A 23,895-nucleotide genomic window follows, 5' to 3' on the forward strand; every position below is an offset into this window, starting at 1 on the left:
TTTGACGTTTGAAACAGCATCTATGTCAGCCGGGATTCAAACGTCAAATTCAATCCACTAGCCTCATCGCAGTCTGCTTGTGGACGAGCGGGACAGAGACGCGCCGGACACGTCGCGCAATATCTGGATAAGCATTTGCAGCGCCCCGGAGCTGACCGTATCCGTCCGCATTGTCAGACCAACCGGCCCGACAGTCTCGCTGGTATCGATCGGTAACATGACCAGTTTGCCTTCCGCCACATCGCGCGCCACGACACCTTCGGAAATGATCCAGATTGCATCGCTCTCGCGAACGAAAGCGCGCCCGAAAGCATCCGACACGGTTTCAACCTGAATGGGCAGCGCGCCAATGCCGTTGGCAATCAGCAACCGCTCCACAAAAGGACGGATGATCGAATTTTGAGTCGGCATCAGCACCGGATAATCCGCCAGATGGTCGAAGACGGGTCGCCCGTCGGTCAGCGGATGCCCTGCCCGGACCAGAAACCGCACCTGCTCGGAATAGAGGTGTTCGAAGGAAAAGCCGGTCATCTTTTCCGGCGCGGCCAGACGCCCGACAACCAAATCGAGATCGCCGACGCGCAACTGCTCCAGCAAAACCGCATTCTCGCCCGTGACGATCTTCACGCGGCTGCCCGCCTTTTCCGCCAGAAACAGGCTCATGGCCTTGGGCATGATGCGTGTGGAAACTGTCGGCAAGGCGCCGACACGAATGGGCGGGCCGGAACCGTCGAGCTCCTGCGAGACCGAATCCAGCCCCTGCCGCAAGGCCGTCAGCGCCGTGCCCGCATGGCGCAGGAATACCTCGCCAAACCGCGTGATACGAATGCCGCGACCGTCGCGCTCCAGAACCGGAACGCCCAGCACCTCCTCCAGCTCACGGATAGTTTTGGTGACGGCGGGCTGGCTGATATTCAAAATTTCCGACGCCTTGACCACGCTCTTCTGCCGCGCCACTTCAACAAAGGTGTGCAGATGGCGAAACTTGATCCTGTTTCCGATCACTTATTGGATAACCTATGAGTTATGTTTTTGACTGATAATATCATTTTACTTAACCAATTGGAAAGCGCAACAGTGCTGATCAAGAGGAGAAAGCCGTGCAGTTCGCAAACGTCAACGATATCGTCCTTCACTATGATTTGCAGTGGAGTGGTGATGAAAAGCCCGTTCTGGTTTTCATCAATTCACTGGGAACCGACCTGCGCATCTGGGATGACGTGAGGGCGAAGCTCGGCAACGATATCCCGACGCTGGTTTACGACAAGCGCGGGCACGGCCTTTCCGATATTGGCAATACGCCCTACAGCATCGAACTTCTGGCGCAGGATCTGATCGCGCTTCTCGAAAAACTGTCCATCCGCCGCGTGGTTCTGTGCGGCCTTTCGGTCGGCGGACTGATTGCGCAGGGCGCTTATGCCGCCCGTCCCGATCTCGTCGCCGGTCTGGTCCTGTCCAACACCGCCCACAAGATTGGCACCGCGGAGATGTGGAACGCCCGCATCGACGCCATTATGCAAAACGGTCTTGCCAGCATTCTCGACGGCACGATGCCGCGCTGGTTCACAGACGATTTCCGCAAGCCCGACAATGACGCCTTCCGCGCCTATTGCAACATGTTCGTGCGCCAGCCACTCGATGGCTATGCGGCAACCTGCGCAGCCCTGCGCGATGCGGATTTCACGCAAGCGGCCAAGGCGATTGCCGTGCCCGTGCTTTGTGTCGTCGGCGATCAGGATGGCGCAACACCGCCAGCGCTCGTCAAGGAACTGGCAAGCCTCGTGCCCGGCGCGCATTTCGCTGAAATTGCGCATAGCGGCCACATACCCTGCGTTGAACAGCCAGACGCCTATGTCTCGCTATTGCGCGATTTTCTTTCAACCCGACTTTCAAATTAAGCTTCCACAGGGAGAATAGCCATGGGTGACACTGTCGAGCGCTCCGAGCGTTACAAGCTTGGAATGAGCGTCCGTCGCTCGGTTCTGGGCGATGCGCATGTGGACCGGGCATCGAAGGCTGCCACGGGACTTGATGCGCCCTTTCAGGAGCTTATTACCGAAACGGCATGGGGAACGGTCTGGTCGCGTCCGCAATGGACAAAGCGCGAGCGCTCCATGGTGACGATTGCGCTTCTGGCCGCTCTTGGCCAGGACGATGAAGTTGCAATGCATATCCGCGCCACGAAAAATACGGGCGCAACCAAGGAAGACATCTGCGAAGCTCTGCTGCATGTTGCGATTTATGCGGGCGTGCCTGCATCGAACCACGCGTTCAAGATCGCCAAACAGACCTACGCGCAGATGGAAGCGGAGGAAGCCGAGAAATGAAAAACACACCGCCGGAAACGAGCCCTTTTTTCGCTCGTGATCTCACCATGCATCCACCGGCCTATACGCCGTGGTACAAGACATCCGTTCTGCGCTCGCCCACCCGCGCGCTGCTTTCGCTGGAAGGCACCAAGAGCGAGATTACCGGCCCGGTTTTCGGCCATGGCATGTTGAACGAACTCGATAACGACCTGATCCGCAACTATGCGCGCCCCGGCGAAATGCCGGTCGGCCCGCGCATTCTGGTGCATGGTCGTGTGCTGGACGAAAGCAATCGCCCGATCCCTGGTGCGCTTGTCGAATTCTGGCAGGCCAATGCTGGCGGTCGCTACCGGCACAAGAAGGAAACCTATCTCGCGGCCATCGATCCGAATTTCGGCGGCGTGGGCCGCACGATCACCGACGAGAATGGCTATTACTGGTTCAAGACGATCCAGCCCGGCGCTTATCCGTGGCCAAATGGCGTCAATGACTGGCGCCCGGCGCATATCCATTTCTCGATCTTCGGTCATGGCTTCTCGCAGCGTCTGATCACCCAAATGTATTTCGAAGGTGATCCGCTGATCTGGCGTTGCCCGATCGTCAAGACTGTTCCCGACAGAAGCGCGGTTGAGCGCCTCATTGCGCCGCTCGACATGAATGCGAGCCTGCCGATGGACATGCTGGCCTACAAGTTCGACATAGTGTTGCGCGGACGCCGCTCGACCTTCTTTGAAAACCGGCCGGAGGGCAACTGATATGGTACAGCCACTGGGTTATCTCAAGGAAAGCGCATCGCAAACTGCGGGCCCTTACGTCCATATCGGGTTGACGCCGAATTTCGTCGGAATCAATGGCGTTTTCGCGGAAGATCTCGGGTCCGGCCCGCTCACCAACGACAAGACGTCCGGCGAGCGTGTGACCATCAAGGGTCGCGTTATCGACGGCATGGGCGCGCCGCTGCGCGATGCGCTGGTGGAAATCTGGCAGGCCGACGCCAAGGGGCTTTACAACAGCCCTTCGGAAACCGGCGGCAAGGCCGACCCCAATTTCCGTGGATGGGGCCGCTGCCCCAGCCATATGGAAACTGGCGAGTTCGTGTTCGAGACGATCAAGCCCGGTCGCGTTCCCTTCCGGGATGGACGCCTGATGGCGCCGCATATCACGTTCTGGATCGTTGCACGCGGCATCAATCTCGGCTTGCAGACGCGGATGTATTTTTCCGATGAGGCAGACGCCAATGCGGAAGATCCGGTTCTGGCGCGCGTCGAGCATCGTGCGCGCGTTGAGACCTTGATCGGCCAGCGCGAAGGTGACATCTATCACTTCGACATTTATTTGCAGGGCGAAAAAGAAACCGTCTTTTTCGATATTTGACGCATGAGCATTTCGGTATTCGAACATCCGTTTCTGGCCGGGCTTTTCGGCGATGACGAAGAGATATTAAGTCTCTTCACGGCTGCGGCTGACATCGCCGGAATGGTCCGCTTCGAGGTGGCATTGTCGGATGCCCAGGCTTCGCTCGGCATAATCCCGGTCGAAGCCGCCAATGCGATCAGGTTGGCGGCTGAGACTTTCGAACCGGACCTGTCCGTTCTTGAAAGCGGGACGGCACGGGATGGCGTGATCGTTCCGGCACTCGTGAAGGAACTGCGCAAGGCGACAGGCCCGGAATTCGCCGCACAGCTGCATTTCGGAGCAACCAGTCAGGATGTCATCGACACAAGCCTGATGCTGCGGCTGCAGGCGGTGAATGGTATTCTGCGCGGTCGGCTGCATCATCTTTCCGACCGCTTCAAATGGCTTGACGCGACCTTCGGCAAAAACAGCCTCACCGCCTATACCCGGATGCAGGCCGCCATTCCCGTCACGGTTTCCGACCGGATTGCGAGCTGGCAGACGCCGCTCGGCGGTTACGACCAGAAGCTCAGCACCCTCGGCTTTCCGCTGCAATTTGGCGGCGCGGCGGGAACGCTTGAAAAGTTCGGCGAGAGCGGCCCAGCCCTGCGCGCGCTTCTGGCAGAGAAACTTGGTCTGCACGACCGCCCGCAATGGCAAAGCCAGCGCGCTTTCATCGCGGAATTCGGCAGCCTTCTGTCGCTGATCACGGGAACGCTCGGCAAATTCGGGCAGGACATTGCGCTGATGGCCGAACTTGGCGCAGAGCTTTCGCTTTCGGGCGGCGGCGGATCATCGGCCATGCCGCACAAGCAAAATCCGGTCGGCGCGGAAGTGCTGGTCAGCCTTGCCCGTTTCAACGCGGTGCAAGTTTCCGGCCTGCATCAATCCATGGTGCATGAGCAGGAACGTTCGGGCGCGGCATGGATGCTGGAATGGATGATCCTGCCCCAGATCGTGGCTGCTACCGGCAGCGCGCTCCATCTGGCGTCCGCTCTGGTCGACAAGATCGTGCGCATCGGCACGGAATAGATTTCACAATCCTCCGGTCAAAATTGTGGGCCAATCATCGCCTGGAAACGGAACCAATTGTGTTTTCAGGCGTTTAGTTGCGTCATTCCATACGGAGGGTTGCATATGAAAATTCTGAAAAAGGCGTGCGCGGGGACCTTGGCGCTGGTCTTTGGATTTACATCCATCGTAACAACCATGGCTGCGCCGATGAACCTTGAGCGTCCTGCTCTCAATCAGAACGTCGAACAGGTTCGCGATGATCGCCGTCCGCCGCGCGGTCATGCCCAGCGCCACAAACGTCCGCCGAGCAACGCCCACAGGCCGGGCCGCCCTCCAAGCAATGCCCATCGCCCCGGTCGCCCGCCCCATAGCAGCCACCGTCCGTCGAACCGTCCCGGTTACTGGCATGGCCATCACGGCTCGCGCTACTACCGCAACGGCTATCGCCGCCACAGTGATGGCTGGTGGTATCCGCTGGCAGCCTTCACGGCAGGCGCAATCGTCGGCGGCGCGCTGAACCAGCCCCGCGTTGTTCACAGCAACAACCACGTTCGTTGGTGTCAGAACCGTTATCGCACCTATCGCGTATCGGATAACACCTTCCAGCCGAACAGCGGCCCGCGCAGACAATGTGTCTCGCCCTATCGGTAACGCGCCATAGATCGACAATCGGAAAGCGCCCTGCGGGGCGCTTTTTTGTACGCACCGTCCTCCTGAAAGCGTTGTGGCAGCAACGGCTGCAAAGCAGTCATGCCCGCATTCTTTCTTCTGGACGCTGTCATCAAACAGGAATAAGCATCTCGGCGTCTGCATGCCAACAGTCAAGAATTTCTATAATTCGACTGCTTTGCGACATGACAGACGGTTTCAGAACATGTGTTGCAGAAAAAATATGCTGAATTCGCTCTGCAACGCCGGTTTCGCCCGAGTTTGACCCGAGTTTGATAATGTCGCAGACGACCGCTCCAGAAAGCCCCGTAACGGGCCCGTCCCCTTCAAGCGCCCAGACCTTTGGCCAGCGTTGGGCCATGCCCATTCTGGTGGCCGGTGGCTTTGCCATTGCGAGTTCGCCGATCTTTGTCCGCCTGTCGGAAGTCGGCCCCCTTGCCACCGGCTTCTGGCGCGTGGCGTTGGCGGTCATCCCGCTGCTGCTGATGAGCGGACGCGAACGCAGCGACATAAAAGACAACAAGCGCCTCACCCTCACGGATTGCCTGCTGCTGGCCGTGCCCGGCCTGTTCATCGCCGCCGATCTCGGCGCGTGGCATTTGTCGCTGCATTATACGTCGGTCGCCAATGCGACGCTTCTGGCCAATATGGCGCCGATCTTCGTCACGCTCGCCGCATGGCTGCTCTACAAGGCGCGTGTCAGCCAGTCCTTCATCATCGGGTTGGTTGTGGCCATTCTGGGTGTGGTCGTGCTGAAAGGCGGGCCGGGCGAACTCCTGCATTCGCAATCATCGGGCGATGCGCTCGCACTGCTGGCTGCCGTGTTCTATGCCGGTTACATTCTGGCGGTCGGACGCCTGCGCAACCGGTTTTCGACCATGCGCATCATGCTCTGGAGCAGCGCCATAGCGGCGATCGTTTCGCTGCCAGTCGCCTATTTTGCCGAAGGGCAGATCGTGCCCACCACGCTCTACGGCTGGCTGATACTGGCAGGACTTGCATGGCTCACCCATGCCGCCGGACAAAGCATGATCGCCTATGCGCTTGCATTTCTGCCGGCTTCCTTCTCGTCGCTCACCTTGCTGCTTCAGCCGGTGGTGGCGGCGTTTCTCGCCTGGACCATTTTGTCCGAACCGCTCGGCATGATGCAGGGGCTGGGCGGCGCAATCGTCATTGCCGGTATTCTGATCGCCCGCAGGGGCTAAAAAAGCCCCGCGTGAGCGGGGCTTTTTCCTGTCAGAGCTTACCTAATTATTCGGCAAGCCATTCCTTGATGCGGTCCGGATGATCGGCGATATATTTATCGACAGCCTTCTCGTAGGAGGTTTCCTGCGCATCGAACATCGCCGCTTCGAGTTCGCTGATCGGAATGCTGAACTTGGTCAGCAGCGAAGCAACTTTCGGGTTGTCTTCCTTGAAGCCCTTGCGTGCAATGGCGTTGATATGTTCAGCACCACCCAGCGCGCCTTCCGGATCGGCAATATAGCGCAGCTTATACTTGCCGAACATCCAGTGCGGGCTCCACGAGGTTGCCACGAACCAGCCATCCGAGCGCGTCGCGCGGTCAACAGTCGTGAGCATTGCCGCTTCACTCGAAATATTGAGCTTGTAATCAAGCCCGTATTTCTTGATCGCTTCCTGCGAAAGGCGCGTCAGACCGGCGCCCGGATCGATGCCTTGAATTTCGCCTTTCAGCTTTTCCTTCACTTCCGGCTTCTTCAGATCGGCGATGGAGCTGATTTCGCTTTCCGGAATATAATCCGGCACGATCCAGCCGAGCTTTGCGCCTTCATAGAGCGGCCCGAGATCTTCGACTTTGCCCTCGACGCGCTTGTAATAATCGGCGTGGGTTTCCGGCAACCAGGCCATCATCATGGCGTCGATATCGCCACGGCTGACGCCCTGATAAAGCGGTGCAACATCAGTCTGCACCAGTTCGACCTTCTGGCCGAGATTGTCTTCGATCAGCTTCTTCGCCAGCTTGGTGACGAATTCGGCGTCGGACCATGGGGCCCAGCCGATCTTCACCGTCTTGCTATCTTGCGCAAAGGCCGCGCCCATTGTCATGGTACCCGCCACCACTGCAGCCAGACCGAAACCTGCAAGTTTCTTCAACATGCCTACTCCTTTTCGATTGGATTCAGTTCCCGTTATTGTTTCTGGTTGTCTCATGCTTCCTGCTTGCGAAAGGATGAGGCGGATTGTGTGTCCGCCGCCTTTCTCAACGATGCCAGTCTCTTGAAGAAACCGGTGCCATTTCCCTTGCCGAAGCTCTGGGTAATCCGGTCGAGAATGACCGCCAGAATGACCACGGCCAGTCCGCCTTCGAAGCCAAGCCCCACATTGAGGCGCTGAATGCCGGTCAGGACCGTATTTCCAAGGCCGCCCGCGCCAATCATCGATGCGATGACCACCATCGACAGCGACAGCATGATCGTCTGGTTTACACCGGCCATGATCGACGGCATGGCGTTTGGCAGTTGCACCTTGAACAGAAGCTGGCGCGATGTGCAGCCGAAGGCTAGACCCGCTTCGACGAATTCTGCATGAACCTGCCGAATGCCGAGATTGGTCAGGCGCACCACCGGCGGCATGGCGAAAATTACCGTCGCAATCGTGCCGGGCACGGCGCCAAGGCCGAAGAACATCGCCGCCGGAATAAGATAGACGAAGGCTGGCATCGTCTGCATCAGGTCGAGCACCGGGCGCACGACTGACGCCACCGTGTCGCTGCGCGCCATGGCGATGCCAAGCGGGATGCCAATCACCACCGCGATGACGGTCGATGCCAGCACCAGCGACAGGCTTTCCATTGTGCCGCTCCACAATTCCATATGGATGATGAGCGCCAATGCGAGAAGGGTGAAGATCGCAAACTTCCAGCCCACGCGCCACAGCGCGAGCAAGGTGAGGATGGCCACACCAGCAACGGGTGGAATAGCGATGAGAGCGTTTTGAATACCATCGGTCACAAAACCGATGGTCGCTGCGATTATGTCGAGTGCAGGCGTGAAGTGGTCGAGAATGTAATTGACCACAACATCAGCCGCACCACCAACACTGAAATTCAAATCCATGTTTTACCGTCCATTTCCGTATTTCTGGACTGGGTGGGAAACATTTCCAGCAAAAGTGGTAACCGGTTTTGCTGGAAATGCGTCACACAAAGCGTGCGAGAGCGAATTGGCGACGGGCAATCAGCCCGCCCGGCCCAAGGTTTCAAGCAATGCCGACTTGCTGATCGCGCCCACGTAGCGGTTATGCTGGTCGGTGACGGGCATCGGCCACGGGCTGGCGGCAACCTGCGTCAGGAGACCCGACAGTGGCGCTTCCGCCTCGATGGCGGCCACATCGTCAAGTCGCGTTCCTGCCTCGGCGGGGACGCCTTTGGCCAGCGCATCCCGGCTGACAAGACCGCGATAGGTGCGGTCTGCATCGATCAGCACACCAAAGGTCTTGCCGCTGGCGTCAAAGCGCTCAAGAGCGGTGGCAAGCTGTTCGGGTTCAAACACGATCAACTCATCCTCACGGGCGACATCGGCGGCCTTGAAGACACGCGACACATCCACATTGCGGAAGAAGGACCGGACATAATCATTGGCAGGCTCCGAGACGATCTCGTTCGGCGTGCCCACCTGCACGACCTTGCCGTGCTGCATGATGCAGATACGGTCGCCGATGCGCATCGCTTCATCAAGGTCATGGCTGACGAAGATGATGGTGCGGCTATGCTCGGCCTGAAGGCGCTTCAACTCATCCTGCATTTCGGTGCGGATCAGCGGATCGAGCGCAGAAAACGCTTCATCCATCAAAAGGATCGTCGGCTCGCTGGCCAGAGCCCGCGCCAGGCCGACGCGCTGCTTCATACCACCGGAAAGCTGGTCCGGCATGCTGTTGGCATAGGGTTCGAGACCGACGGCTGCGAGCGCGGTCAACGCCTTGGCGTGGCGCTCGGCTTCGCCCATCCCGGCCACTTCAAGGCCAAAGGCGGCGTTGTTCAGCACCGAACGATTGGGCAACAGCGCGAATGACTGGAAAACCATGCTCATGTCGCGGCGGCGAAGATCGATCAGCTCGCGCTTCGTCATTTTGACGATATCGCGGCCTTCCACTTCGATGGATCCGGCGGTCGGTTCGATAAGCCGGTTGAGCAGGCGCAGGAGGGTCGATTTGCCCGAGCCGGACAGACCCATGATGACGAATACTTCGCCTTCATAAATATCGAAACTTGCATCATCGACGCCGATTGTGGCCCCGAGATCGCTGTAAATCTGCGCTTTTGACTTGCCTGCGCGCAACGCTTCCATTGCACGCTTCGGGTCGTCGCCGAAGACTTTAAACACGCCATTCAAGCTTATCTTTGTCTTAGCCGGCGACTTCATACTTTCATCCTTGTATAAAATACCATGCATTAAGTTTAACCCCGCTGTGCTGGCGGACTTAATCTCCTTTTCAAGATTGATATGACTTCATTCCAGCGCGAATCGCGCACACACAATCTGCGAACCGCGAACGGTTCGCACGGAATGATTAGCGAAAGATTGCCTGATTCTATATAGGTCATTTCCCGACATGTCCACCCACTGCGGTGAATTCATCCAAGCGCACCCATCCCCTTTAATGCTTTTTTGAAAGGTTGCGCGACGAAATATGCAGGCTGGCCGGGGCATTACTTAAGTAGGTCGAAGTCGGCCAGCATGAGGACAATAGTAGTCCTCCGCCACTCAATTGCACGAACGGCATGCGACAAATATGCCATCAGCTGCGACATCAGACCGACGACTATAGATTGAAGACGAAATCGCTATAATTATAGAAAAACAGTATGATTATACTGTCGTCCGATATGTATTGGTCTATACATGAAAATGGGCAGAAACCTGCCCCATTTGCGCCCAAACGGGCTGAATCCGCTATTTTTAGCGGTATCTCTTATGGCCGACGAAGCCCGTATTTTTTCGGTGCACGGCCTTGCGATGGCAGAAGGAAAGTATCTGCCGGTTTCTCGCGGCAGCGCCCAAAAAAATTTTTACGCAAGGTCCGGCAAATGCGGTCTGAAAGAGAATCGGCATTGCCTAAAGCGATAAAAAAAGGGGAGCCAGACCGGCTCCCCTTTATTCGATTTGCCACGGCTTACGCCCGCTCGATCACGATTTTCAGCACATTGCGATCGCCATCCCAATAGGGCAGCGCCTGTTCGGCTTCATCGAACGGGAACACCTTTGAAATCAGCTTGTCGGCGTCGGCACCAAGCTTCTCCAGATGCGAAACCACCGCCTCGAAATCGGTCAGCGTCGCATTGCGCGAGCCCATGATGTCGAGTTCCTTCAGATTGAAGAACTGGGTCTGATAGGTGACAGGTGCCTTGGAGTAGCCGACATAGACCACACGTCCCGCAAAGCCCGCAAGATCGACGGCCTGCGTGAAAGTGATGGGCAAGCCAACCGCTTCGAAAGCGACATCCACGCCGTCATCGCCGGTCAGTTCCAAGACCTTTTGCACCACATCCTCGCCGCTCGCCAGAACATGCGTGGCACCGAATTGCAGCGCCAGCTCGCGCTTTTCGGCGCTCGGATCGATGGCGATCACCTTGGCGCCGCGCGCCACAGCGCCGATCAGCACACCCATGCCGATCATGCCGCAGCCCAGCACCGCAACCGTATCGCCCGCCTCGACGCGGCCACGAGCAACCGCATGGAAACCGACCGAAAGCGGCTCGACCAGCGCCAAATGGCGTGGTTCCAGCGTATCGTTGAGGATCAGCTTTTCGGCTGGCAGCACGATCTGGTCGGCCAGACCGCCATTCTGCTGCACGCCGAGCGTCTTGTTGTAGCGGCACGCATTGAGACGTCCCTTGCGGCAGGACGAGCATTCGCCGCAATTCGTATAGGGCAGCACGATGACGCGCGTGCCTGCGGCATAGGCCGCACTGACGCCCGCACCGGCCTCGATGATTTCGCCGCCGATTTCATGGCCGGGAATGCGCGGCAGCTGCACCAGCGGATTGAGACCCTTGAAGGTGTTCAGATCGCTGCCGCAGAGGCCGACATGGCGCACCTTGACGCGCACATGACCGGGGAGCAGCGGCGCTTCGTCGATTTCGGCGAAGCGGGTAACGTTTTCGCTCTCTATACGCAGAGCTTTGACCATCGGATATTCCTGTCGGTTACAGATTGAAAGATGCGGATCAGGTAACGGCGCCGACCTGCCATGGCACGAATTCATTGTCGCCATAGTCGTAGATTTCGCTCAGCGTCTTTTCGCCGGAGGCGGCCGCGATGATATATTCGAAGATGCGCGTGCCGGATTCCTCGATGGTCTCCTCGCCGGTGACGATGCCGCCGCAATTGATGTCCATGTCTTCCTTCATGTGCTCGTACATTTCGGAATTCGTGGCGATCTTGATGCAGGGCGAGGGCTTGAAGCCGGAAACCGAACCACGGCCCGTGGTGAAGCAAATGACATTGCAGCCGCCCGCCACCTGTCCTGTCACGGCAACCGGATCATAGCCCGGCGTATCCATGAAGACGAAGCCGGGCTCCGTGACGGTTTCGGCAAATTCATAGACCGCCTTGAGCGGCATCGAGCCGCCCTTGGCAACGGCACCGAGCGACTTTTCCAGAATGGTGGTCAGGCCGCCAAGCTTGTTGCCATGCGATGGATTATTATTGAGTTCGTCGCCATTGCGCGCCGTGTAATCACGCCACCAGTCGATGCGCTGCAGCAGCTTTTCCGCCACCGCAGGCGTCACGGCGCGGCGCGTCAAAAGATGTTCTGCACCATAGATTTCCGGCGTTTCAGCCAGAACGGTCGTGCCGCCATTACGCACGATCAGGTCAGAGGCATAGCCCAACGCCGGATTAGCCGAAATGCCGGAATAACCATCCGAGCCGCCGCATTCCAGAGCCACTTTCAGCTTCGACAACGGCTGTTTGGTGCGCACCGCCGAATTGACCAGCGGCAGCATTTCCTTGATCTCGGCAATCGCATGATCAATGGTCTTGCGTGTGCCGCCGTGCTGCTGGATCGTCATGGTGCGCAGGCGCGAGCCTTCTTCCATGCGGTAATGTTCGAGGATCGGCGCGATCTGGTTCGTTTCGCAGCCAAGGCCAATCAGCAGGATACCGCCGAAATTCGGGTGCTTGGCATAACCCTGAATGGTGCGGGTCAAAAGGCGATAGCCTTCAGACTTGGTGTTGAGCGCGCAACCGCTGCCATGGGTCAGCGCCACAACGCCATCCACATTGTCGAATCCGTCGAGACCGCCCATGCGGTTGAAATAGTCAGCGATATAGCGCGACACGGTGGCCGAACAGTTTACCGAGGAAATGACGCCGATATAGTTGCGCGTGCCCACGCCACCAGCGCCGCGGTCATAGCCCATGAAATGGCGGCGTTCGGCTTCCGGCAACATGCCGCGTTCTTCGATATCGATGGAGAACTGGTGTTCATGTTCGGAAGGCAGCATGGCGAGGTTTTGCAGATGCACATGCTCTCCGGGCGCAATGTCCTTGGTGGCAACGCCGATGACCTGTCCGTATTTCAGAACTTCCTTGCCTTCTGGAATGGCGCGGATCGCCACCTTGTGGCCGCGTCCAATCAGTTCGCGTGCATTGATGCCTTCCAGACCGATGGGGTCGCCAGCACGAACGGAAATACGCGCAACCGCGACATCGTCGGACGGATGCAAGAGAATGACCGGCGCTGCGGCAGCCGGAGAAACGGAAATATTCATGGGTCTGACCTCACTCCCAATTCATGTCGTCGCGGTCATGTCGCTATAGGCGATCTGTCGCGCGGCTCGTTATCCATCCAACGCTGCTTGGATTGCTCCAGATGCGTTCGCATGGCCGCCTGCGCCTGAAGCGGATTCCTCGCCTCCAGCGCTGCATAGACGATTTCGTGTTCTGCCAAGGCCAGAACCCACGTATCGTTATTCTCAAACCGCGTTCTGATCTGCGACGTCAGCGGGCTGTGCCGCTCATCGAAGAGATCGCGGATAATTCGTACCACCACCGAATTGCCTGCCTGTTCGGCCAACAACAGGTGAAACTGCCGGTCAAGCTCCATCGCCCGGCGGTCGACATGCACCTGGGCGCGCATTTCGTCGAGCGTGGCGCGCAAGGCAGCCAAGGTCTCCGGCGTCATGCGCGCACAGGCCATCACCACCAAACTGCCTTCGATCAACTCGCGCGCCTGCATGATTTCAAGCGGGCTTTCGCCGATCGAAACGCCTTGCGTCACAACGCGCTTTTCCGGCTCGGCGCTGACATAAATGCCGGAACCCATACGGATTTCGACATTGCCGGCAATTTCGAGAGCGATCAGCGCCTCGCGCAGCGACGGGCGCGACACGCCCAATTGCTGGGCAAGCTCGCGCTCAGCCGGAAGCCTGCTTCCCGCCGGAAACTGCCCGGCCTGAATGAGACCTCTCAACCGGTCGGCAATCTGCTGGTAAAGCCTGCGGGGTTCCGCTGTGGCCGCAAAGTCGCTCATGGTCGCTCCCAAATTGGCCTTACCATAATTCCGGTCAGCCCGAAGCGCAATATGCCTGAATCGGTGCGAAAATGCGGCAAATCGCGCAGTACCACCGAAAAGTTCAACGCTATTTTCGGGCTATAAAGCCTATTGGCTTGACCAATTTAGTGCGGATTGCTTAGTTGTGTCCTGCAAATTCGGGAGCATTCCATGCAAGACAAGCCAGCGATTCTTCAGTTCGGCACCAGCCGTTTTCTGCTCGCCCATGCCGATTTCTTCGTCGCCGAAGCGCTGGCAACGGGCGATGCAATCGGCACGATTGCCGTGGTGCAGACCACCTCCAATCCGCAAAGCGCGCAACGCATCGCCGCACTGAACGAGGGCAAGGGTTATCCGGTCGTGATCCGTGGTCTGGTCGATGGCAAGCCGTCGGAAACAGAGCACAACGCCAGGGGCGTGACCGCTGCCTATTCCGCGCATACCGACTGGGCCGCGATTCTCGATCTCGGCGCGACGGTCCAGGTGATTCTCTCGAACACCGGCGACAAAGGTTATGAGCTGGATGCAAGCGACGACGCATCGCTCATCGCCAATCCGCAGACCCTGCCGAAAAGCTTTCCGGCCAAGTTGCTCGTGCTTCTGCACCATCGCTGGCAGAACAACCCGGATGCACCGCTCTCGATTTTTCCGTGCGAGCTGATTTCCCGCAATGGCGACAAGCTGCGCGCAATTCTGATCAGGCTGACGCAGGACTGGAAACTGCCGGACAGCTTTGCCCACTGGCTGGAAACGCGATGCATCTTTGCCAATAGTCTGGTGGACCGCATCGTCTCCGAGGCCATCGAACCGGTCGGTGCTATTGCCGAACCCTATGCGATCTGGGCCATCGAGCAGGCCGACGGACTGACATTGCCGTGCCGTCACAAGGATATCGTCGTCACCGACGATCTGGCGCGCTATGAGCGGTTGAAGCTTTATCTGCTCAATCTCGGCCATAGTTTCATTGCCGAACGCTGGCTGAAGGGCAATCGCCCGAAAGACGAAATCGTGCTGGAAGCCATGCAGGATGAAACCATCCGCAGCGAGTTGGAAGCCCTGTGGCGTGAGGAAGTGCTGCCGGTTTTCGCAGCAGACGGGCTTGGCGCGGAAGCGGAAGCCTATGTGGTTTCCGTGCGCAATCGTTTTCTCAACCCGTTCCTGAAGCACCGCATCGCCGATATTGCTTCCAATCACGCGGAAAAGAAGCAGCGCCGCTTTGCGCCCATCATCGCGCGGGCGGAAGAGCTGGGGCTCGGTCTGGAACAGCGCCGGTTGAAAGCGGCGCTGTAAGCCGTCAAGCGGCGCAGGCGCAGTAACGGATATGACAGCCGCGCTCGCCGCTATGCTCGACCTCCACATCGACACCGAACACGGAGCGAATGCGTTCCACGGTTAAAACCTCTCGCGGCGCGCCCAGCGCCGCCAGACGCCCCCGGTCCATCACCGCAATGCGGTCGCAGAACATGGCTGCATGATTAAGATCATGCAGCGCTGCCACTACCGTCAGGCCCATCGTTCGACTTTGACGCCGGACGAGATCGAGAAGGCCGATCTGGTGGCCGATATCGAGATGATTGGTCGGCTCGTCCAGCAACAGGATGCGCGGCTGCTGCGCCAGAGCGCGGGCAATATGCAGGCGCTGGCGTTCACCGCCCGACAATGTGTGCCAGTTGCGTTTGGCCAGATGCGACATGTCCACATGCGCAAGCGCCTGATCGACGATGGCGTCATCCTCCGCAGACCATGGTGAAAGCGCACCGAGATAAGGCGTGCGCCCAAGCTCCACTGCCTGCCGGGCGGTGATGCGCTCGGTCGTTTCCGCCTGCTGTTCGACCAGCGCCAGCAAGCGCGCAATCTCGCGGCGGTTGAAGCGTTCAATCGGCGCCTCGCCGAGATAAACCGTACCGCTGCGCGGGCGCTTCAGACCTGAAAGCAGCGATAGAAGCGTGGTCTTGCCGGAACCATTCGGCCCGATAATGCCAAGAAACTCGCCTTCAACGACATCGAGCGAAACCCCGCGCAGGATTTCGACGCTGCCTGCCGACCATGAAAGATTCTGTGCCGACAGCATCATGCCCGCGCCCTCCTCTGTCCAAGCAGCAGCGCAAAGGCCGGAGCGCCGACCAGCGCCGTCACCACACCGATGGGCAGCACCTGTCCCGGCACGATGATGCGCGACACGATGTCTGCTGCGATCATGAAGATCGCACCGATCAAAGCGGATGTGGGCAGCAAAACGCCATGCCGGACACCCACCACCATCCGCGCCGCATGGGGAATGACAAGGCCAATAAAGCCAATGGACCCGACAATGGAGACCATAACCGCCGTCATCATGGCGCTTGCGCCAATCAGCACGGCATAAACACGCCGCACTGGAATGCCCAGCGAAGCAGCCGATTCCGCGCCGAAGGTGAAGGCGTCGAGCGCACGCGCATGCCACAGGCAGACCACCAGCCCGATCAGGCAAGCAGGCAGCGCCAGCGTCACATCCGGCCAACGCACGCCGGACAGATTGCCAAGCAGCCAGAACATAATGCCCCGCGCCTGCTCGGCATTGGCCGCCTTGGTCACGATGAACGAGGTCAGCGCGTTGAAAAGCTGCGATCCGGCAATACCGGCCAGAATGATCGCGCTGTTGCCCCGCCCCGCCTTCAACGCCAGCAGCGACACCAGCACAAAGGCAAAAATCGCCCCGATGAATGCGCCAAGCGACAAAGTGAGAACGCCAGCGCCGATGCCAAGAATGGCGACGCTGACAGCCCCGGTCGAGGCCCCGGCGGAAATGCCAAGAATATAAGGGTCAGCGAGAGAATTGCGCAGCAACGATTGCAGCACAACGCCGGAAAGCGCCAGCGCCGCCCCGCAGCACGCCGCCACCACGGCACGGCTGAGACGATAGCTCCACACAATCCCTTCATCGATGGGATCGAGCACATAGCCTGCATGCCACAGCCGGTTGGCGACGGTCTTTGCCACCACATCGAGCGGTATGGCGGTTTCGCCAATCGCTGCGCCCAGCCACAAGGCGGCAAGCAGCAGGATGAGCGCCAGAACCCCGGCGCTCACCTTGTTGCTGAACGGAAGCCTTCCTATGGCTACCAATGCCGTCATTTGTTGAGGTCCGAGGCAGCGATGGCCGCCGCCAGCGTTTCGATGCCCTCAATCACCCGCAGCGAGGTGCTCATCGACTGCGCATCCATGTCAAAGACGTGGCCGTCCTTGACGGCAGGCATCAGGCTTGTCACCGGATCGCTTTCGAGGAATTTGCGCTTCACGGCAATATCGTCCGCCGGATAGCGGCGACGATCAAGTTTTGCTGCCACGATCATCGACGGGCCAGATTTGGCGATGGTTTCCCAGCCGATGGTCGGCCATTCTTCCTGGCTGTCGACCACATTCCTGATGCCGAGCGCCGACAGGATATAGGCCGGAGCGCCGAATTTTCCGGCGATATAGGGATCGGCGTCAATCTGCGTGCTGGAAAACCACACCGCAGCGGAAAGCTTGGCCCCGCTGGCGCCAATCTTGCGGCGCGCCGCATCTTCGCGCCCTTTCAGCTCGGCAATGAGCTTTTCACCGCGATCCTGCACGTTGAAGATTGCGGCCAGCTCGCCGATTTCCTGATAGACGATATCCATCGTGAAGGCTGCCGTGCGCACGCCGTCGCCACCGCCGGAATTATCCTTGCCGACACAATCCGAAGGCGAGGTATAGGCCGGGATGCCCAGTTCCTCGAACTGCTCCGGCTTGGCGACAATGCCATTCGGCCCGACATGCCATTGGAAATCCGCCGTCACAATATCGGGCTTCTGCGCCAGCACGCTTTCGAAGCTCGGGTCGTTATCGGCCAGTCGCTTGACCTTGGCGTTGACCTCTTCAAAGCCTTTCAGTACCGGGCCGAACCACACCGCCGTACCGACCACCTTGTCACCCAGACCAAGGCTGTACAAAATCTCCGTGCTGCTTTGACCGACAGCCACTGCGCGCGTCGGGGCCTGTTTGAAAGTAACGTCGCGTCCGCAGTTCTTCAGCGTCAGCGGATATTGCGTTTCCGCCGCCTGCAGTGCTGGCGCGCCTGCAAACAGAAAAAGAGCGCATAAAGCGATGCGAAACGACGTCTTGCCGTGCAATGTCATGGGAAACCCCGAAATGGTGAGAGAAATGGCCACGTCAGCAAGCGACGGCGATAAGACGCCGTGAGCAAACGGAGATATCCGGGGATATGGATGACGATGAAAGAAAGCGCCTTGCGGCGCGATGTGCTGTCATAACCTGCTCCTGCTCCGGGCATCCCCGCCCGTGACAATGGATAATGATGGCCCAAAGGCCCTATGACGGCAGGTCTCCTGGCTTGCAGATAATCGCTTCCATCTGCCTTCCCGTGTCTTTCAGCTTTCGCCGGTTGAACACAGTGGCATGACGCCCGTCGGCGTCACAAGGATGAACAGCAATCCGCTTACAGTTGCGGGGGCAGCCACGGTCTCAGTCCCTTTTCGGGTCGTCCTCACCGTGTTCCCTATTAATCCCCTTCACTCTCGGTCGGGGAACCGTCGTAATACTATTACGTTCGCATTGCGCTGAGGTCAAGTGGCTCTGTTTCCATTTGGCGGTTTGCCCAAGCGCATAAAGCCATGGTTAACAAAGCGTTAATATCACATTGATTTTATTTAATGTTTCAAAATGCAGACATTCATCTTCCGTTCATTCGTCTCCCAATAGTGTCCACCCAACAGCAAAGGAGAACATGATGTTCAAAAAAGTCATTCTTGCAGCCGTAGCCCTTTCCTTCATCGGCGCACCGCTGGCCGCACAGGCGCAGGATTATCAGCGCAAGCCGGGTCCGCACCGCATGGACCAGAAGCCGCGTCCGCCGCATGGCAAGGAATTCGGTCGTAAAGACCCGCGTGACCATGGCCGTCAGCATTGGTCCAAGGGCCAGCGCTACAATGACTGGCGCCGCCAGCCGGAAGTGCGCGACTACAAGCGTTATGGTCTGCGCCGTCCGGGTCCGGGCCAGCGCTGGGTGAAGGTTGACAACCAGTTCCTGCTGGTCACCACGGCAACGGGCATCATCGCGGGCATTCTCGCTGGCCGGTAAGCCGCCAGCCTCAGTATTCCTAAAAATCGGCCAGAGCAAAACTCTGGCCGATTTTCTTTTTGCAATGTTAGAAACTGACTTTCAGGCCGCCGCCAAGCGTGAACGCCTGCAAGCCGGCGCCTGCATCATCGGGGAAGCTCTTAACCTCCCCCGTTGTTCTGTTTTCCATCATCGTGTCGCCCCTCATGCGGAAGTATTTTTCATAAGCCGCCGAGAGATAGACATTTGTGCGCTCGGTAAAGGCATAAGCGACTTCGGCCTGCGTATCCAGAAACGCCCGGCTTCCGAACGTATCGGTAAAACGCTTATCCCCGCGCCAATGATCGTCGATGTCCTTGGCAGCGACAGTTGCTCCTACGCGCCCCAGCAACGAAAAAGACCATTTTTCGAATGTTGAACGCCATTCGCCGCCCACAAACAGCGCTGGCAAACTTTGCTCGTAGCTGATCCCCTTCCCAGAGAGGACGCCCGTTTTATCGCGAAATCCCTCTTCGCTGTAGACATATTGCGAGTTACCGCTGGTCCATTTCACATTCGTATATTTGAACCCGCCATGCAGATTGAAGACGTTATGTTGATTGATCTCGAAATCATGCCCAACGGCAATATCCAGATTGATGTAACGATCCAGATCTGTCTCATCGCTAACCGAACGATCTGTCCAGTCATCAAAATCATAACTTTTCAAATATGGCGCTAACCAATCGTAGTCTTCCATCTTGTGGGTGCCACCCAGCCCGATTTTCACACGGCCAACCACAGTTATATTATTCATGGGCTCGGCCCTGAAAGCGCCGGTCAGCACAGGCATTTGCGACTGCCAAAACAAATGGCTCATGCGGTTTCCGCCATTGTAGACGATTTCGTCCGCCTTGACCCAAGCGTAGCCGACACCGCCTAAAAAGGTGAAGCTTTTGTCTATATTTGTATATTGAACCCCCGCGGCCTTGTCCGCAGCATTGGCCAAAGGAAAATTTAAAAACAATAAGAATATTGATAAAACGATACGCTGCATGCGCCACTCCTGTAACAGATGACGCATAGTTATATTTTTAATATTGCACAGAAAACTGCCAGAGATAGTTCACTATTTCTGCGCCCATGAAAGGCTATCACCAGTGCGCGCGCATGAGGACGACGCGCGCCTCTGAGCCTATCGGTTGCGGGCCTTCATCAGAATCCAGATGAGAACGATCATTACGACGAGGCCGATCGCCAAACCAATCAAACCGCCATAGACGGCATCGGTGTTGCCGCCGATCAATGCCCCAATGCCAGCCCCTAAAATCAGCAGGATAAGCGGCGGCAGGCATCCAATCATTGCGAGGTCCTACAAACACGATCCGATATTTGTGCACCCATAAGTGCACCCGTTTGTGGCCCCATATTTAGCGAGATTTCGCGCAAGCGACAACGGCTTCACGGCGGGATTGTCCAATCCCGCTGAAATGCCGTTGGTATACGAATGGGGTCATAGAAGACTTGCCCCGCTGTCAACCGGGGCAAATGCCTCTGCTAAGCGCCTTTGGTACCAAATATTTTGCCTGGACCTATATTTCGCGTCGGTCCGACCGCCAGCAAAACAGGCTTACCGTTTTCCTTGCTGGTCGCTACCGCAGGTTTTTGTGCGCCCACGACCGGTGCCGCAGCAAGCGCAGTGCCAGACACCATCATCGATCCGATTGCTATTATCGCTATGGCTTTCATATGCCCTCCTCTGCTGGTCTCGCCAGCAATTCGCCAAACACAGAAACGACCGTGCAGGTGACGTGCACGATCTTGACACAGAGGACGACAAAGCCGGATGAAACGCCATACGTCATCTGTCGTATTTCGACATGGCTGAACGAAGAAAATAAGCGCGCTGCTTGCCGCAAACTGATCTGCACATGCAGCAGGGCCGCGCCCCTCTGCAGCTGAAGCCTGCCGCCTCTTATAGTCGCTAAAAACACGCGCCTCGCATCTGCGAAGCGTGTTGTTTTGCTCGCTGCACTTTCGTGAAATTCATGCTGTGGGGTTCTTGAAACCGTCGGAGCGATTACTAAATCGAAGCCGTCATTCCAACTTTATCGTTCGATCAAATGGAGGTTCCGATGAGCGACCGTTTGTTTGACAGTCCTGTTTTTGTGAAGGACGGCAAATTTCTAATCAGGGAGATTGCAGGCCCGATCGACGCAATCGATTTTCTTTATGAATGGCCACAGGATGATCGCGATATCATCTATGAAGTGGCATGGAGCGCCTGTTGCGACGCTCACAGCGGACAAAAGCCGCTGATCGTGGCGCAAAACGCATTTGAAGGATTTGCGCGAAAGCGAAATATTCTCGAAAAACCTGAAGCCGCCATGCCGTGGATGATTTCGCATGGCAATGGCGGTGGCCGCGTTCCTGTATGAGGGAATGGCAATGCATTGGTATTTTCTGATTGAGGGAACGATCCTCTTTGCGTTTCTCTGGGTCGTATCGATGCTTTTCTGGGATACCAGACGGCGGCAATAGCTTGAAACCCCGGCTTGTCCGGGGTTTTTTATTCATCCGCTCGGGCCGTTCTGCGGCACAAGCAGCGGACTGGCCCCCTTTCTTGTCTAATCGTGCCAGAAATGTCCCGTTCTGATCGAATAAGACACACGCTATGCGTTTAAAAGTTGCAGCTAAAACACGTGAGTATTAAGTCCCGAGCCGGGCAGCCTAAGCAATTGCCCGCCCCCGCGAGAGGCATAATTTCTACACCACTTATGCCTCTCGCCCCCGTTGTCGTTCTCATGGACGCTGCACCGCGCCACGCCCAACAGCGCAACGATCAATATATCGCCCCGTTATAAAGAGTTGACCGCGCCAACAGGAACCACAGGCGGGTCTGGCCGTTCATTTGCACGGCGGGCGCGAGATAAGGATAGGTGCCATGTATAAGTTTTCGGCAATCGCAGCGGTGATGGTGACAGCGCTTGTGGCGACCGTTCCAGCACAGGCCCAAAGCATCGAAATCGGGCCCAACGGGATTCAGGTCAATCCAGACGATAATCGGCGCATGGATCGTGATCGACGCGGTTACGGCGACGAGATAAGCGAGCGTAGAGCTGCCAGTATCGCACGCAACGAGGGTATGGATGAAGTAGAAAGCGTGTCGCGACGTCGAAACGTGTATGTTGTTCGGGGCGTGGACCGTCGAAATGACGATATGCGCGTTGTGATAGACCGCCGCACGGGCGAAGTGCTCGAAGTGCGCTGACGACATAACCCCGGTAACGCGCCGCGTCGCCGGGGTTTTTCGTTCAATTTGCGTAAGTCGGATGAACTTTTGCCGGTCGGGGTTGTTTGGTCGCCGGAGGAACCCGGTATGAGCTGGTTTTTATGGTTCATTGGCACAATGATGGTGTCGCTGTTCGCGCTCATCGGATTCACGGCTTGGGCTGAACGAGAGCGAGACTAACGATGTTCGATATCGCTTTATACGACCACATATTCCTGCTCATCGGCGCAATTGTCGCCGCAGTGGCTGGCGGCATTCTTTTGTGGCGCCTGCCTCATTAGGGTGTCTATGCCGGGACGGCAATCAATCCGCCTAAGTGGTTGACATAGCACTATAATTTCTGATGAGTGGCTGAGAAAAATGGTACGGTCGGTTGGTATCAAACTAACCGTTTAGTAATTGTTTTTATTATATTATTTTAATTACGCATCCGTAATTGTATCACAGTTTGTTACACAATTAGTTGCACAGGTTGTTGCACGTTAAAGTACGTCAAATTTAGCGTCTTGACGACGGAGTACAATGAGAACAAAATATGAACATCTAAATTAGCAGGAGGAAGCCATGAACGCTCTTGTGCAAAATTACGAAGATGAAATTCAGCAGGTTCTCGCCTACCACGGCGGCGATGTGCACGCGGCCATTGAAGCGCTTTTGAAAGACCGCGACTTTCTGGCGCGTGAAGTTGAACTCGCTCGCCTTGCCGTAACACATGGCCAACGCGCCGACCTTTTTAAGAGGGCTGCGTGATGAAAACGTTCCAAGTCGCTCTTCCTGAAGCTTACGCTCTGAAATGTGCCCGGCGCGAAGTGCATCGCGATGCTGACCGTCTTGGCGCCCGTTTGCCTCATCGCATGGCGCGAAAGTCGGGCGTGGATTTCTGCGTATTCAGCTTCCCAACAGAAAGGCTCATGGGCGCCTTTATGCGACGGCACGGCGGGAAGCCATTCGGCGGCGCTGCATCTGCCGACAAGTGGGAAAAAATCGTCGTGCGATAATGAATGAGCCTGCGCCTGAAAACAGGGCAGGCACCGGTAATAAAATTTCAGACAGGTTTGGAAATGAAGATGTCTGCTTATGAGGAGCACGACAAATGAACGCGCTTGCGCAAAAAGAAGGATACCAGGACGAAATTGATCTGGTACTCGCCTTCCATGACGGTGACGTGCGAGCTGCAATAGAGACCTTGCTGAAAGACCGCGATTTTCTGGTGAAGGAAATCGAATATGCGAGCCTCGCAATGTCGATGGGCTTTGCCCGCGGATGGAAGCCAACGGTGTTCGTAAAATGAGCGGCAGGTCACGCGGTGAGCCGTCAAAAACGTTCATCAACAAAGAGTATCCGTTTCAGGTCGTGCTTTACCTCACAAACTGGCACCGAACAAACCTCGTTCAGCTGTTGAACGACCGGGAGAGATTGGGCGGGTATCGGCTGTGGTCCGGTGTGTATCACGATAAGAAAGATTTCAGCACGGCCATGTTCCAGACCGAGGAAGGCCAGCAAGAATTCATCCGGCTTTATGGCGGCAAGGCACATAACCCGCACGACAAGTCTTCCAAGCCCTGGGAGACGTATTTTGAGAAATGAGAATAAGACCGACCTTCTTGAAGGAAATGCCTGCTTCGGCACGGATAATGGAT

At 57.3% G+C, this 23,895-nt stretch carries 28 protein-coding genes and 1 riboswitch; of the genes, 15 read left to right on the top strand and 13 right to left on the bottom strand.

Annotated elements, in window-relative coordinates:
• Window positions 1-63 precede the first annotated feature (63 nt).
• Window positions 64-1,005, bottom strand: coding sequence for a pca operon transcription factor PcaQ (pcaQ, locus tag HWD97_RS14370; RefSeq protein ID WP_109367138.1), 942 nt, complete (start codon window positions 1,003-1,005; stop codon window positions 64-66).
• Window positions 1,006-1,100: 95 nt separating this feature from the next.
• Here pcaQ and pcaD point away from each other — a divergent pair, with 95 nt between their 5' ends.
• The 7 genes from pcaD (at window position 1,101) to HWD97_RS14405 (ending at window position 6,592) form a co-directional block, all read left to right on the top strand.
• Window positions 1,101-1,898 carry a 3-oxoadipate enol-lactonase gene (gene pcaD, locus HWD97_RS14375; protein WP_109367137.1) on the top strand — a complete coding sequence of 266 codons (798 nt, stop codon included), beginning with the start codon at window positions 1,101-1,103 and terminating at the stop codon, window positions 1,896-1,898.
• Window positions 1,899-1,919: 21 nt separating this feature from the next.
• On the top strand, window positions 1,920-2,327 hold the full coding sequence (gene pcaC / locus HWD97_RS14380) for a 4-carboxymuconolactone decarboxylase (RefSeq protein WP_121538195.1): 408 nt from the start codon (window positions 1,920-1,922) through the stop codon (window positions 2,325-2,327).
• Window positions 2,324-3,064, top strand: a complete 741-nt coding sequence (pcaH, locus tag HWD97_RS14385) for a protocatechuate 3,4-dioxygenase subunit beta (protein ID WP_121538193.1) — start codon at window positions 2,324-2,326, stop codon at window positions 3,062-3,064. The genes pcaC and pcaH overlap by 4 nt, the downstream gene beginning before the upstream one ends.
• Window position 3,065: 1 nt before the next feature.
• On the top strand, window positions 3,066-3,683 hold the full coding sequence (gene pcaG / locus HWD97_RS14390) for a protocatechuate 3,4-dioxygenase subunit alpha (protein ID WP_121538191.1): 618 nt from the start codon (window positions 3,066-3,068) through the stop codon (window positions 3,681-3,683).
• Window positions 3,684-3,686: 3 nt separating this feature from the next.
• Window positions 3,687-4,736, top strand: a complete 1,050-nt coding sequence (locus HWD97_RS14395; protein WP_121538189.1) for a 3-carboxy-cis,cis-muconate cycloisomerase — start codon at window positions 3,687-3,689, stop codon at window positions 4,734-4,736.
• A 105-nt stretch (window positions 4,737-4,841) separates the two neighbouring features.
• On the top strand, window positions 4,842-5,369 hold the full coding sequence (locus HWD97_RS14400) for a BA14K family protein (protein ID WP_371835160.1): 528 nt from the start codon (window positions 4,842-4,844) through the stop codon (window positions 5,367-5,369).
• Window positions 5,370-5,665: 296 nt separating this feature from the next.
• Window positions 5,666-6,592, top strand: a complete 927-nt coding sequence (locus HWD97_RS14405) for a DMT family transporter (RefSeq protein WP_121538185.1) — start codon at window positions 5,666-5,668, stop codon at window positions 6,590-6,592.
• Window positions 6,593-6,638: 46 nt separating this feature from the next.
• On the opposite strand, the gene HWD97_RS14410 is transcribed toward HWD97_RS14405, so the two are convergent.
• The 6 genes from HWD97_RS14410 to HWD97_RS14435 form a co-directional block, all read right to left on the bottom strand.
• Window positions 6,639-7,505 (bottom strand): glycine betaine ABC transporter substrate-binding protein, encoded by an 867-nt coding sequence (locus tag HWD97_RS14410; RefSeq protein WP_109367130.1) that lies wholly within the window; start codon window positions 7,503-7,505, stop codon window positions 6,639-6,641.
• A gap of 50 nt (window positions 7,506-7,555) precedes the next feature.
• Window positions 7,556-8,464, bottom strand: coding sequence for a proline/glycine betaine ABC transporter permease (locus HWD97_RS14415; protein ID WP_121538183.1), 909 nt, complete (start codon window positions 8,462-8,464; stop codon window positions 7,556-7,558).
• Window positions 8,465-8,584: 120 nt separating this feature from the next.
• On the bottom strand, window positions 8,585-9,769 hold the full coding sequence (gene proV, locus HWD97_RS14420) for a glycine betaine/L-proline ABC transporter ATP-binding protein ProV (protein WP_121538356.1): 1,185 nt from the start codon (window positions 9,767-9,769) through the stop codon (window positions 8,585-8,587).
• A gap of 751 nt (window positions 9,770-10,520) precedes the next feature.
• Window positions 10,521-11,537 (bottom strand): zinc-binding alcohol dehydrogenase family protein, encoded by a 1,017-nt coding sequence (locus HWD97_RS14425; protein ID WP_121538181.1) that lies wholly within the window; start codon window positions 11,535-11,537, stop codon window positions 10,521-10,523.
• 37 nt (window positions 11,538-11,574) lie between these two features.
• On the bottom strand, window positions 11,575-13,122 hold the full coding sequence (locus HWD97_RS14430) for a UxaA family hydrolase (protein ID WP_140023945.1): 1,548 nt from the start codon (window positions 13,120-13,122) through the stop codon (window positions 11,575-11,577).
• Window positions 13,123-13,157: 35 nt separating this feature from the next.
• Window positions 13,158-13,883 carry a FadR/GntR family transcriptional regulator gene (locus HWD97_RS14435; protein ID WP_109367126.1) on the bottom strand — a complete coding sequence of 242 codons (726 nt, stop codon included), beginning with the start codon at window positions 13,881-13,883 and terminating at the stop codon, window positions 13,158-13,160.
• A 192-nt stretch (window positions 13,884-14,075) separates the two neighbouring features.
• Here HWD97_RS14435 and HWD97_RS14440 point away from each other — a divergent pair, with 192 nt between their 5' ends.
• Window positions 14,076-15,194: a mannitol dehydrogenase family protein gene (locus HWD97_RS14440; protein ID WP_121538177.1), complete on the top strand. Its 1,119-nt coding sequence runs from the start codon at window positions 14,076-14,078 to the stop codon at window positions 15,192-15,194.
• 4 nt (window positions 15,195-15,198) lie between these two features.
• Here the strand turns inward: HWD97_RS14440 and HWD97_RS14445 are convergent, their stop codons facing one another.
• Genes HWD97_RS14445 through HWD97_RS14455 form a run of 3 tightly spaced genes read right to left on the bottom strand, consistent with a single transcriptional unit; the run spans window position 15,199 to window position 18,043 of the window.
• Entirely contained in the window at window positions 15,199-15,978 is a 780-nt protein-coding gene (locus HWD97_RS14445; RefSeq protein WP_109367124.1) for an ABC transporter ATP-binding protein, read from the bottom strand.
• Window positions 15,975-17,018 carry an iron ABC transporter permease gene (locus tag HWD97_RS14450; RefSeq protein WP_109367123.1) on the bottom strand — a complete coding sequence of 348 codons (1,044 nt, stop codon included), beginning with the start codon at window positions 17,016-17,018 and terminating at the stop codon, window positions 15,975-15,977. Before HWD97_RS14450 ends, HWD97_RS14445 begins: the two co-directional genes overlap by 4 nt.
• Entirely contained in the window at window positions 17,015-18,043 is a 1,029-nt protein-coding gene (locus tag HWD97_RS14455) for an ABC transporter substrate-binding protein (RefSeq protein WP_109367122.1), read from the bottom strand. The genes HWD97_RS14450 and HWD97_RS14455 overlap by 4 nt, the downstream gene beginning before the upstream one ends.
• 182 nt (window positions 18,044-18,225) lie before the next feature.
• Window positions 18,226-18,474, bottom strand: a riboswitch (cobalamin riboswitch).
• A 180-nt stretch (window positions 18,475-18,654) separates the two neighbouring features.
• Here HWD97_RS14455 and HWD97_RS14460 point away from each other — a divergent pair.
• Window positions 18,655-19,005, top strand: a complete 351-nt coding sequence (locus HWD97_RS14460; RefSeq protein ID WP_109367121.1) for an RcnB family protein — start codon at window positions 18,655-18,657, stop codon at window positions 19,003-19,005.
• Between the two features lie 67 nt (window positions 19,006-19,072).
• Here HWD97_RS14460 and HWD97_RS14465 read toward each other — a convergent pair whose 3' ends face one another.
• From HWD97_RS14465 to HWD97_RS14475, 3 genes are all read right to left on the bottom strand, one after another.
• A complete protein-coding gene (locus HWD97_RS14465; RefSeq protein WP_109367120.1) occupies window positions 19,073-20,020 on the bottom strand; it encodes an omptin family outer membrane protease in 948 nt (315 codons plus the stop codon).
• A gap of 138 nt (window positions 20,021-20,158) precedes the next feature.
• On the bottom strand, window positions 20,159-20,326 hold the full coding sequence (locus HWD97_RS14470) for a hypothetical protein (RefSeq protein ID WP_167836071.1): 168 nt from the start codon (window positions 20,324-20,326) through the stop codon (window positions 20,159-20,161).
• 194 nt (window positions 20,327-20,520) lie between these two features.
• Entirely contained in the window at window positions 20,521-20,712 is a 192-nt protein-coding gene (locus HWD97_RS14475) for a hypothetical protein (protein ID WP_109367119.1), read from the bottom strand.
• Window positions 20,713-21,098: 386 nt separating this feature from the next.
• On the opposite strand from HWD97_RS14475, the gene HWD97_RS14480 reads away from it, so the two are divergent.
• The 6 genes from HWD97_RS14480 (at window position 21,099) to HWD97_RS14505 (ending at window position 23,842) form a co-directional block, all read left to right on the top strand.
• Window positions 21,099-21,401: a DUF982 domain-containing protein gene (locus HWD97_RS14480; protein WP_109367117.1), complete on the top strand. Its 303-nt coding sequence runs from the start codon at window positions 21,099-21,101 to the stop codon at window positions 21,399-21,401.
• A 506-nt stretch (window positions 21,402-21,907) separates the two neighbouring features.
• Window positions 21,908-22,234, top strand: a complete 327-nt coding sequence (locus tag HWD97_RS14485) for a PepSY domain-containing protein (RefSeq protein ID WP_371835161.1) — start codon at window positions 21,908-21,910, stop codon at window positions 22,232-22,234.
• 585 nt (window positions 22,235-22,819) lie between these two features.
• Entirely contained in the window at window positions 22,820-23,005 is a 186-nt protein-coding gene (locus HWD97_RS14490) for a CUE domain-containing protein (RefSeq protein WP_109367115.1), read from the top strand.
• A complete protein-coding gene (locus HWD97_RS14495; RefSeq protein WP_371835162.1) occupies window positions 23,005-23,253 on the top strand; it encodes a hypothetical protein in 249 nt (82 codons plus the stop codon). The genes HWD97_RS14490 and HWD97_RS14495 overlap by 1 nt, the downstream gene beginning before the upstream one ends.
• A 95-nt stretch (window positions 23,254-23,348) precedes the next feature.
• A complete protein-coding gene (locus tag HWD97_RS14500; RefSeq protein WP_121538175.1) occupies window positions 23,349-23,546 on the top strand; it encodes a hypothetical protein in 198 nt (65 codons plus the stop codon).
• Window positions 23,519-23,842 (top strand): hypothetical protein, encoded by a 324-nt coding sequence (locus tag HWD97_RS14505; protein WP_371835163.1) that lies wholly within the window; start codon window positions 23,519-23,521, stop codon window positions 23,840-23,842. The genes HWD97_RS14500 and HWD97_RS14505 overlap by 28 nt, the downstream gene beginning before the upstream one ends.
• Window positions 23,843-23,895 lie beyond the last annotated feature (53 nt).

This window comes from Ochrobactrum sp. C6C9 (assembly GCF_022627935.1).
GTDB lineage: Bacteria > Pseudomonadota > Alphaproteobacteria > Rhizobiales > Rhizobiaceae > Brucella > Brucella teleogrylli.

Bases quoted from the DNA above. Each gene is read 5' to 3' on its own strand.
- pcaC (WP_121538195.1), top strand. From the start codon at position 1,920: ATGGGTGACACTGTCGAGCGCTCCGAGCGTTACAAGCTTGGAATGAGC.
- pcaH (WP_121538193.1), top strand. From the start codon at position 2,324: ATGAAAAACACACCGCCGGAAACGAGCCCTTTTTTCGCTCGTGATCTC.
- pcaG (WP_121538191.1), top strand. From the start codon at position 3,066: ATGGTACAGCCACTGGGTTATCTCAAGGAAAGCGCATCGCAAACTGCG.
- HWD97_RS14395 (WP_121538189.1), top strand. From the start codon at position 3,687: ATGAGCATTTCGGTATTCGAACATCCGTTTCTGGCCGGGCTTTTCGGC.
- HWD97_RS14400 (WP_371835160.1), top strand. From the start codon at position 4,842: ATGAAAATTCTGAAAAAGGCGTGCGCGGGGACCTTGGCGCTGGTCTTT.
- HWD97_RS14405 (WP_121538185.1), top strand. From the start codon at position 5,666: ATGTCGCAGACGACCGCTCCAGAAAGCCCCGTAACGGGCCCGTCCCCT.
- HWD97_RS14410 (WP_109367130.1), bottom strand. From the start codon at position 7,505: ATGTTGAAGAAACTTGCAGGTTTCGGTCTGGCTGCAGTGGTGGCGGGT.
- HWD97_RS14415 (WP_121538183.1), bottom strand. From the start codon at position 8,464: ATGGATTTGAATTTCAGTGTTGGTGGTGCGGCTGATGTTGTGGTCAAT.
- proV (WP_121538356.1), bottom strand. From the start codon at position 9,769: ATGAAGTCGCCGGCTAAGACAAAGATAAGCTTGAATGGCGTGTTTAAA.
- HWD97_RS14425 (WP_121538181.1), bottom strand. From the start codon at position 11,537: ATGGTCAAAGCTCTGCGTATAGAGAGCGAAAACGTTACCCGCTTCGCC.
- HWD97_RS14430 (WP_140023945.1), bottom strand. From the start codon at position 13,122: ATGAATATTTCCGTTTCTCCGGCTGCCGCAGCGCCGGTCATTCTCTTG.
- HWD97_RS14435 (WP_109367126.1), bottom strand. From the start codon at position 13,883: ATGAGCGACTTTGCGGCCACAGCGGAACCCCGCAGGCTTTACCAGCAG.
- HWD97_RS14440 (WP_121538177.1), top strand. From the start codon at position 14,076: ATGCAAGACAAGCCAGCGATTCTTCAGTTCGGCACCAGCCGTTTTCTG.
- HWD97_RS14445 (WP_109367124.1), bottom strand. From the start codon at position 15,978: ATGATGCTGTCGGCACAGAATCTTTCATGGTCGGCAGGCAGCGTCGAA.
- HWD97_RS14450 (WP_109367123.1), bottom strand. From the start codon at position 17,018: ATGACGGCATTGGTAGCCATAGGAAGGCTTCCGTTCAGCAACAAGGTG.
- HWD97_RS14455 (WP_109367122.1), bottom strand. From the start codon at position 18,043: ATGACATTGCACGGCAAGACGTCGTTTCGCATCGCTTTATGCGCTCTT.
- HWD97_RS14460 (WP_109367121.1), top strand. From the start codon at position 18,655: ATGTTCAAAAAAGTCATTCTTGCAGCCGTAGCCCTTTCCTTCATCGGC.
- HWD97_RS14465 (WP_109367120.1), bottom strand. From the start codon at position 20,020: ATGCAGCGTATCGTTTTATCAATATTCTTATTGTTTTTAAATTTTCCT.
- HWD97_RS14470 (WP_167836071.1), bottom strand. From the start codon at position 20,326: ATGATTGGATGCCTGCCGCCGCTTATCCTGCTGATTTTAGGGGCTGGC.
- HWD97_RS14475 (WP_109367119.1), bottom strand. From the start codon at position 20,712: ATGAAAGCCATAGCGATAATAGCAATCGGATCGATGATGGTGTCTGGC.
- HWD97_RS14480 (WP_109367117.1), top strand. From the start codon at position 21,099: ATGAGCGACCGTTTGTTTGACAGTCCTGTTTTTGTGAAGGACGGCAAA.
- HWD97_RS14485 (WP_371835161.1), top strand. From the start codon at position 21,908: ATGTATAAGTTTTCGGCAATCGCAGCGGTGATGGTGACAGCGCTTGTG.
- HWD97_RS14490 (WP_109367115.1), top strand. From the start codon at position 22,820: ATGAACGCTCTTGTGCAAAATTACGAAGATGAAATTCAGCAGGTTCTC.
- HWD97_RS14495 (WP_371835162.1), top strand. From the start codon at position 23,005: ATGAAAACGTTCCAAGTCGCTCTTCCTGAAGCTTACGCTCTGAAATGT.
- HWD97_RS14500 (WP_121538175.1), top strand. From the start codon at position 23,349: ATGAACGCGCTTGCGCAAAAAGAAGGATACCAGGACGAAATTGATCTG.
- HWD97_RS14505 (WP_371835163.1), top strand. From the start codon at position 23,519: ATGGAAGCCAACGGTGTTCGTAAAATGAGCGGCAGGTCACGCGGTGAG.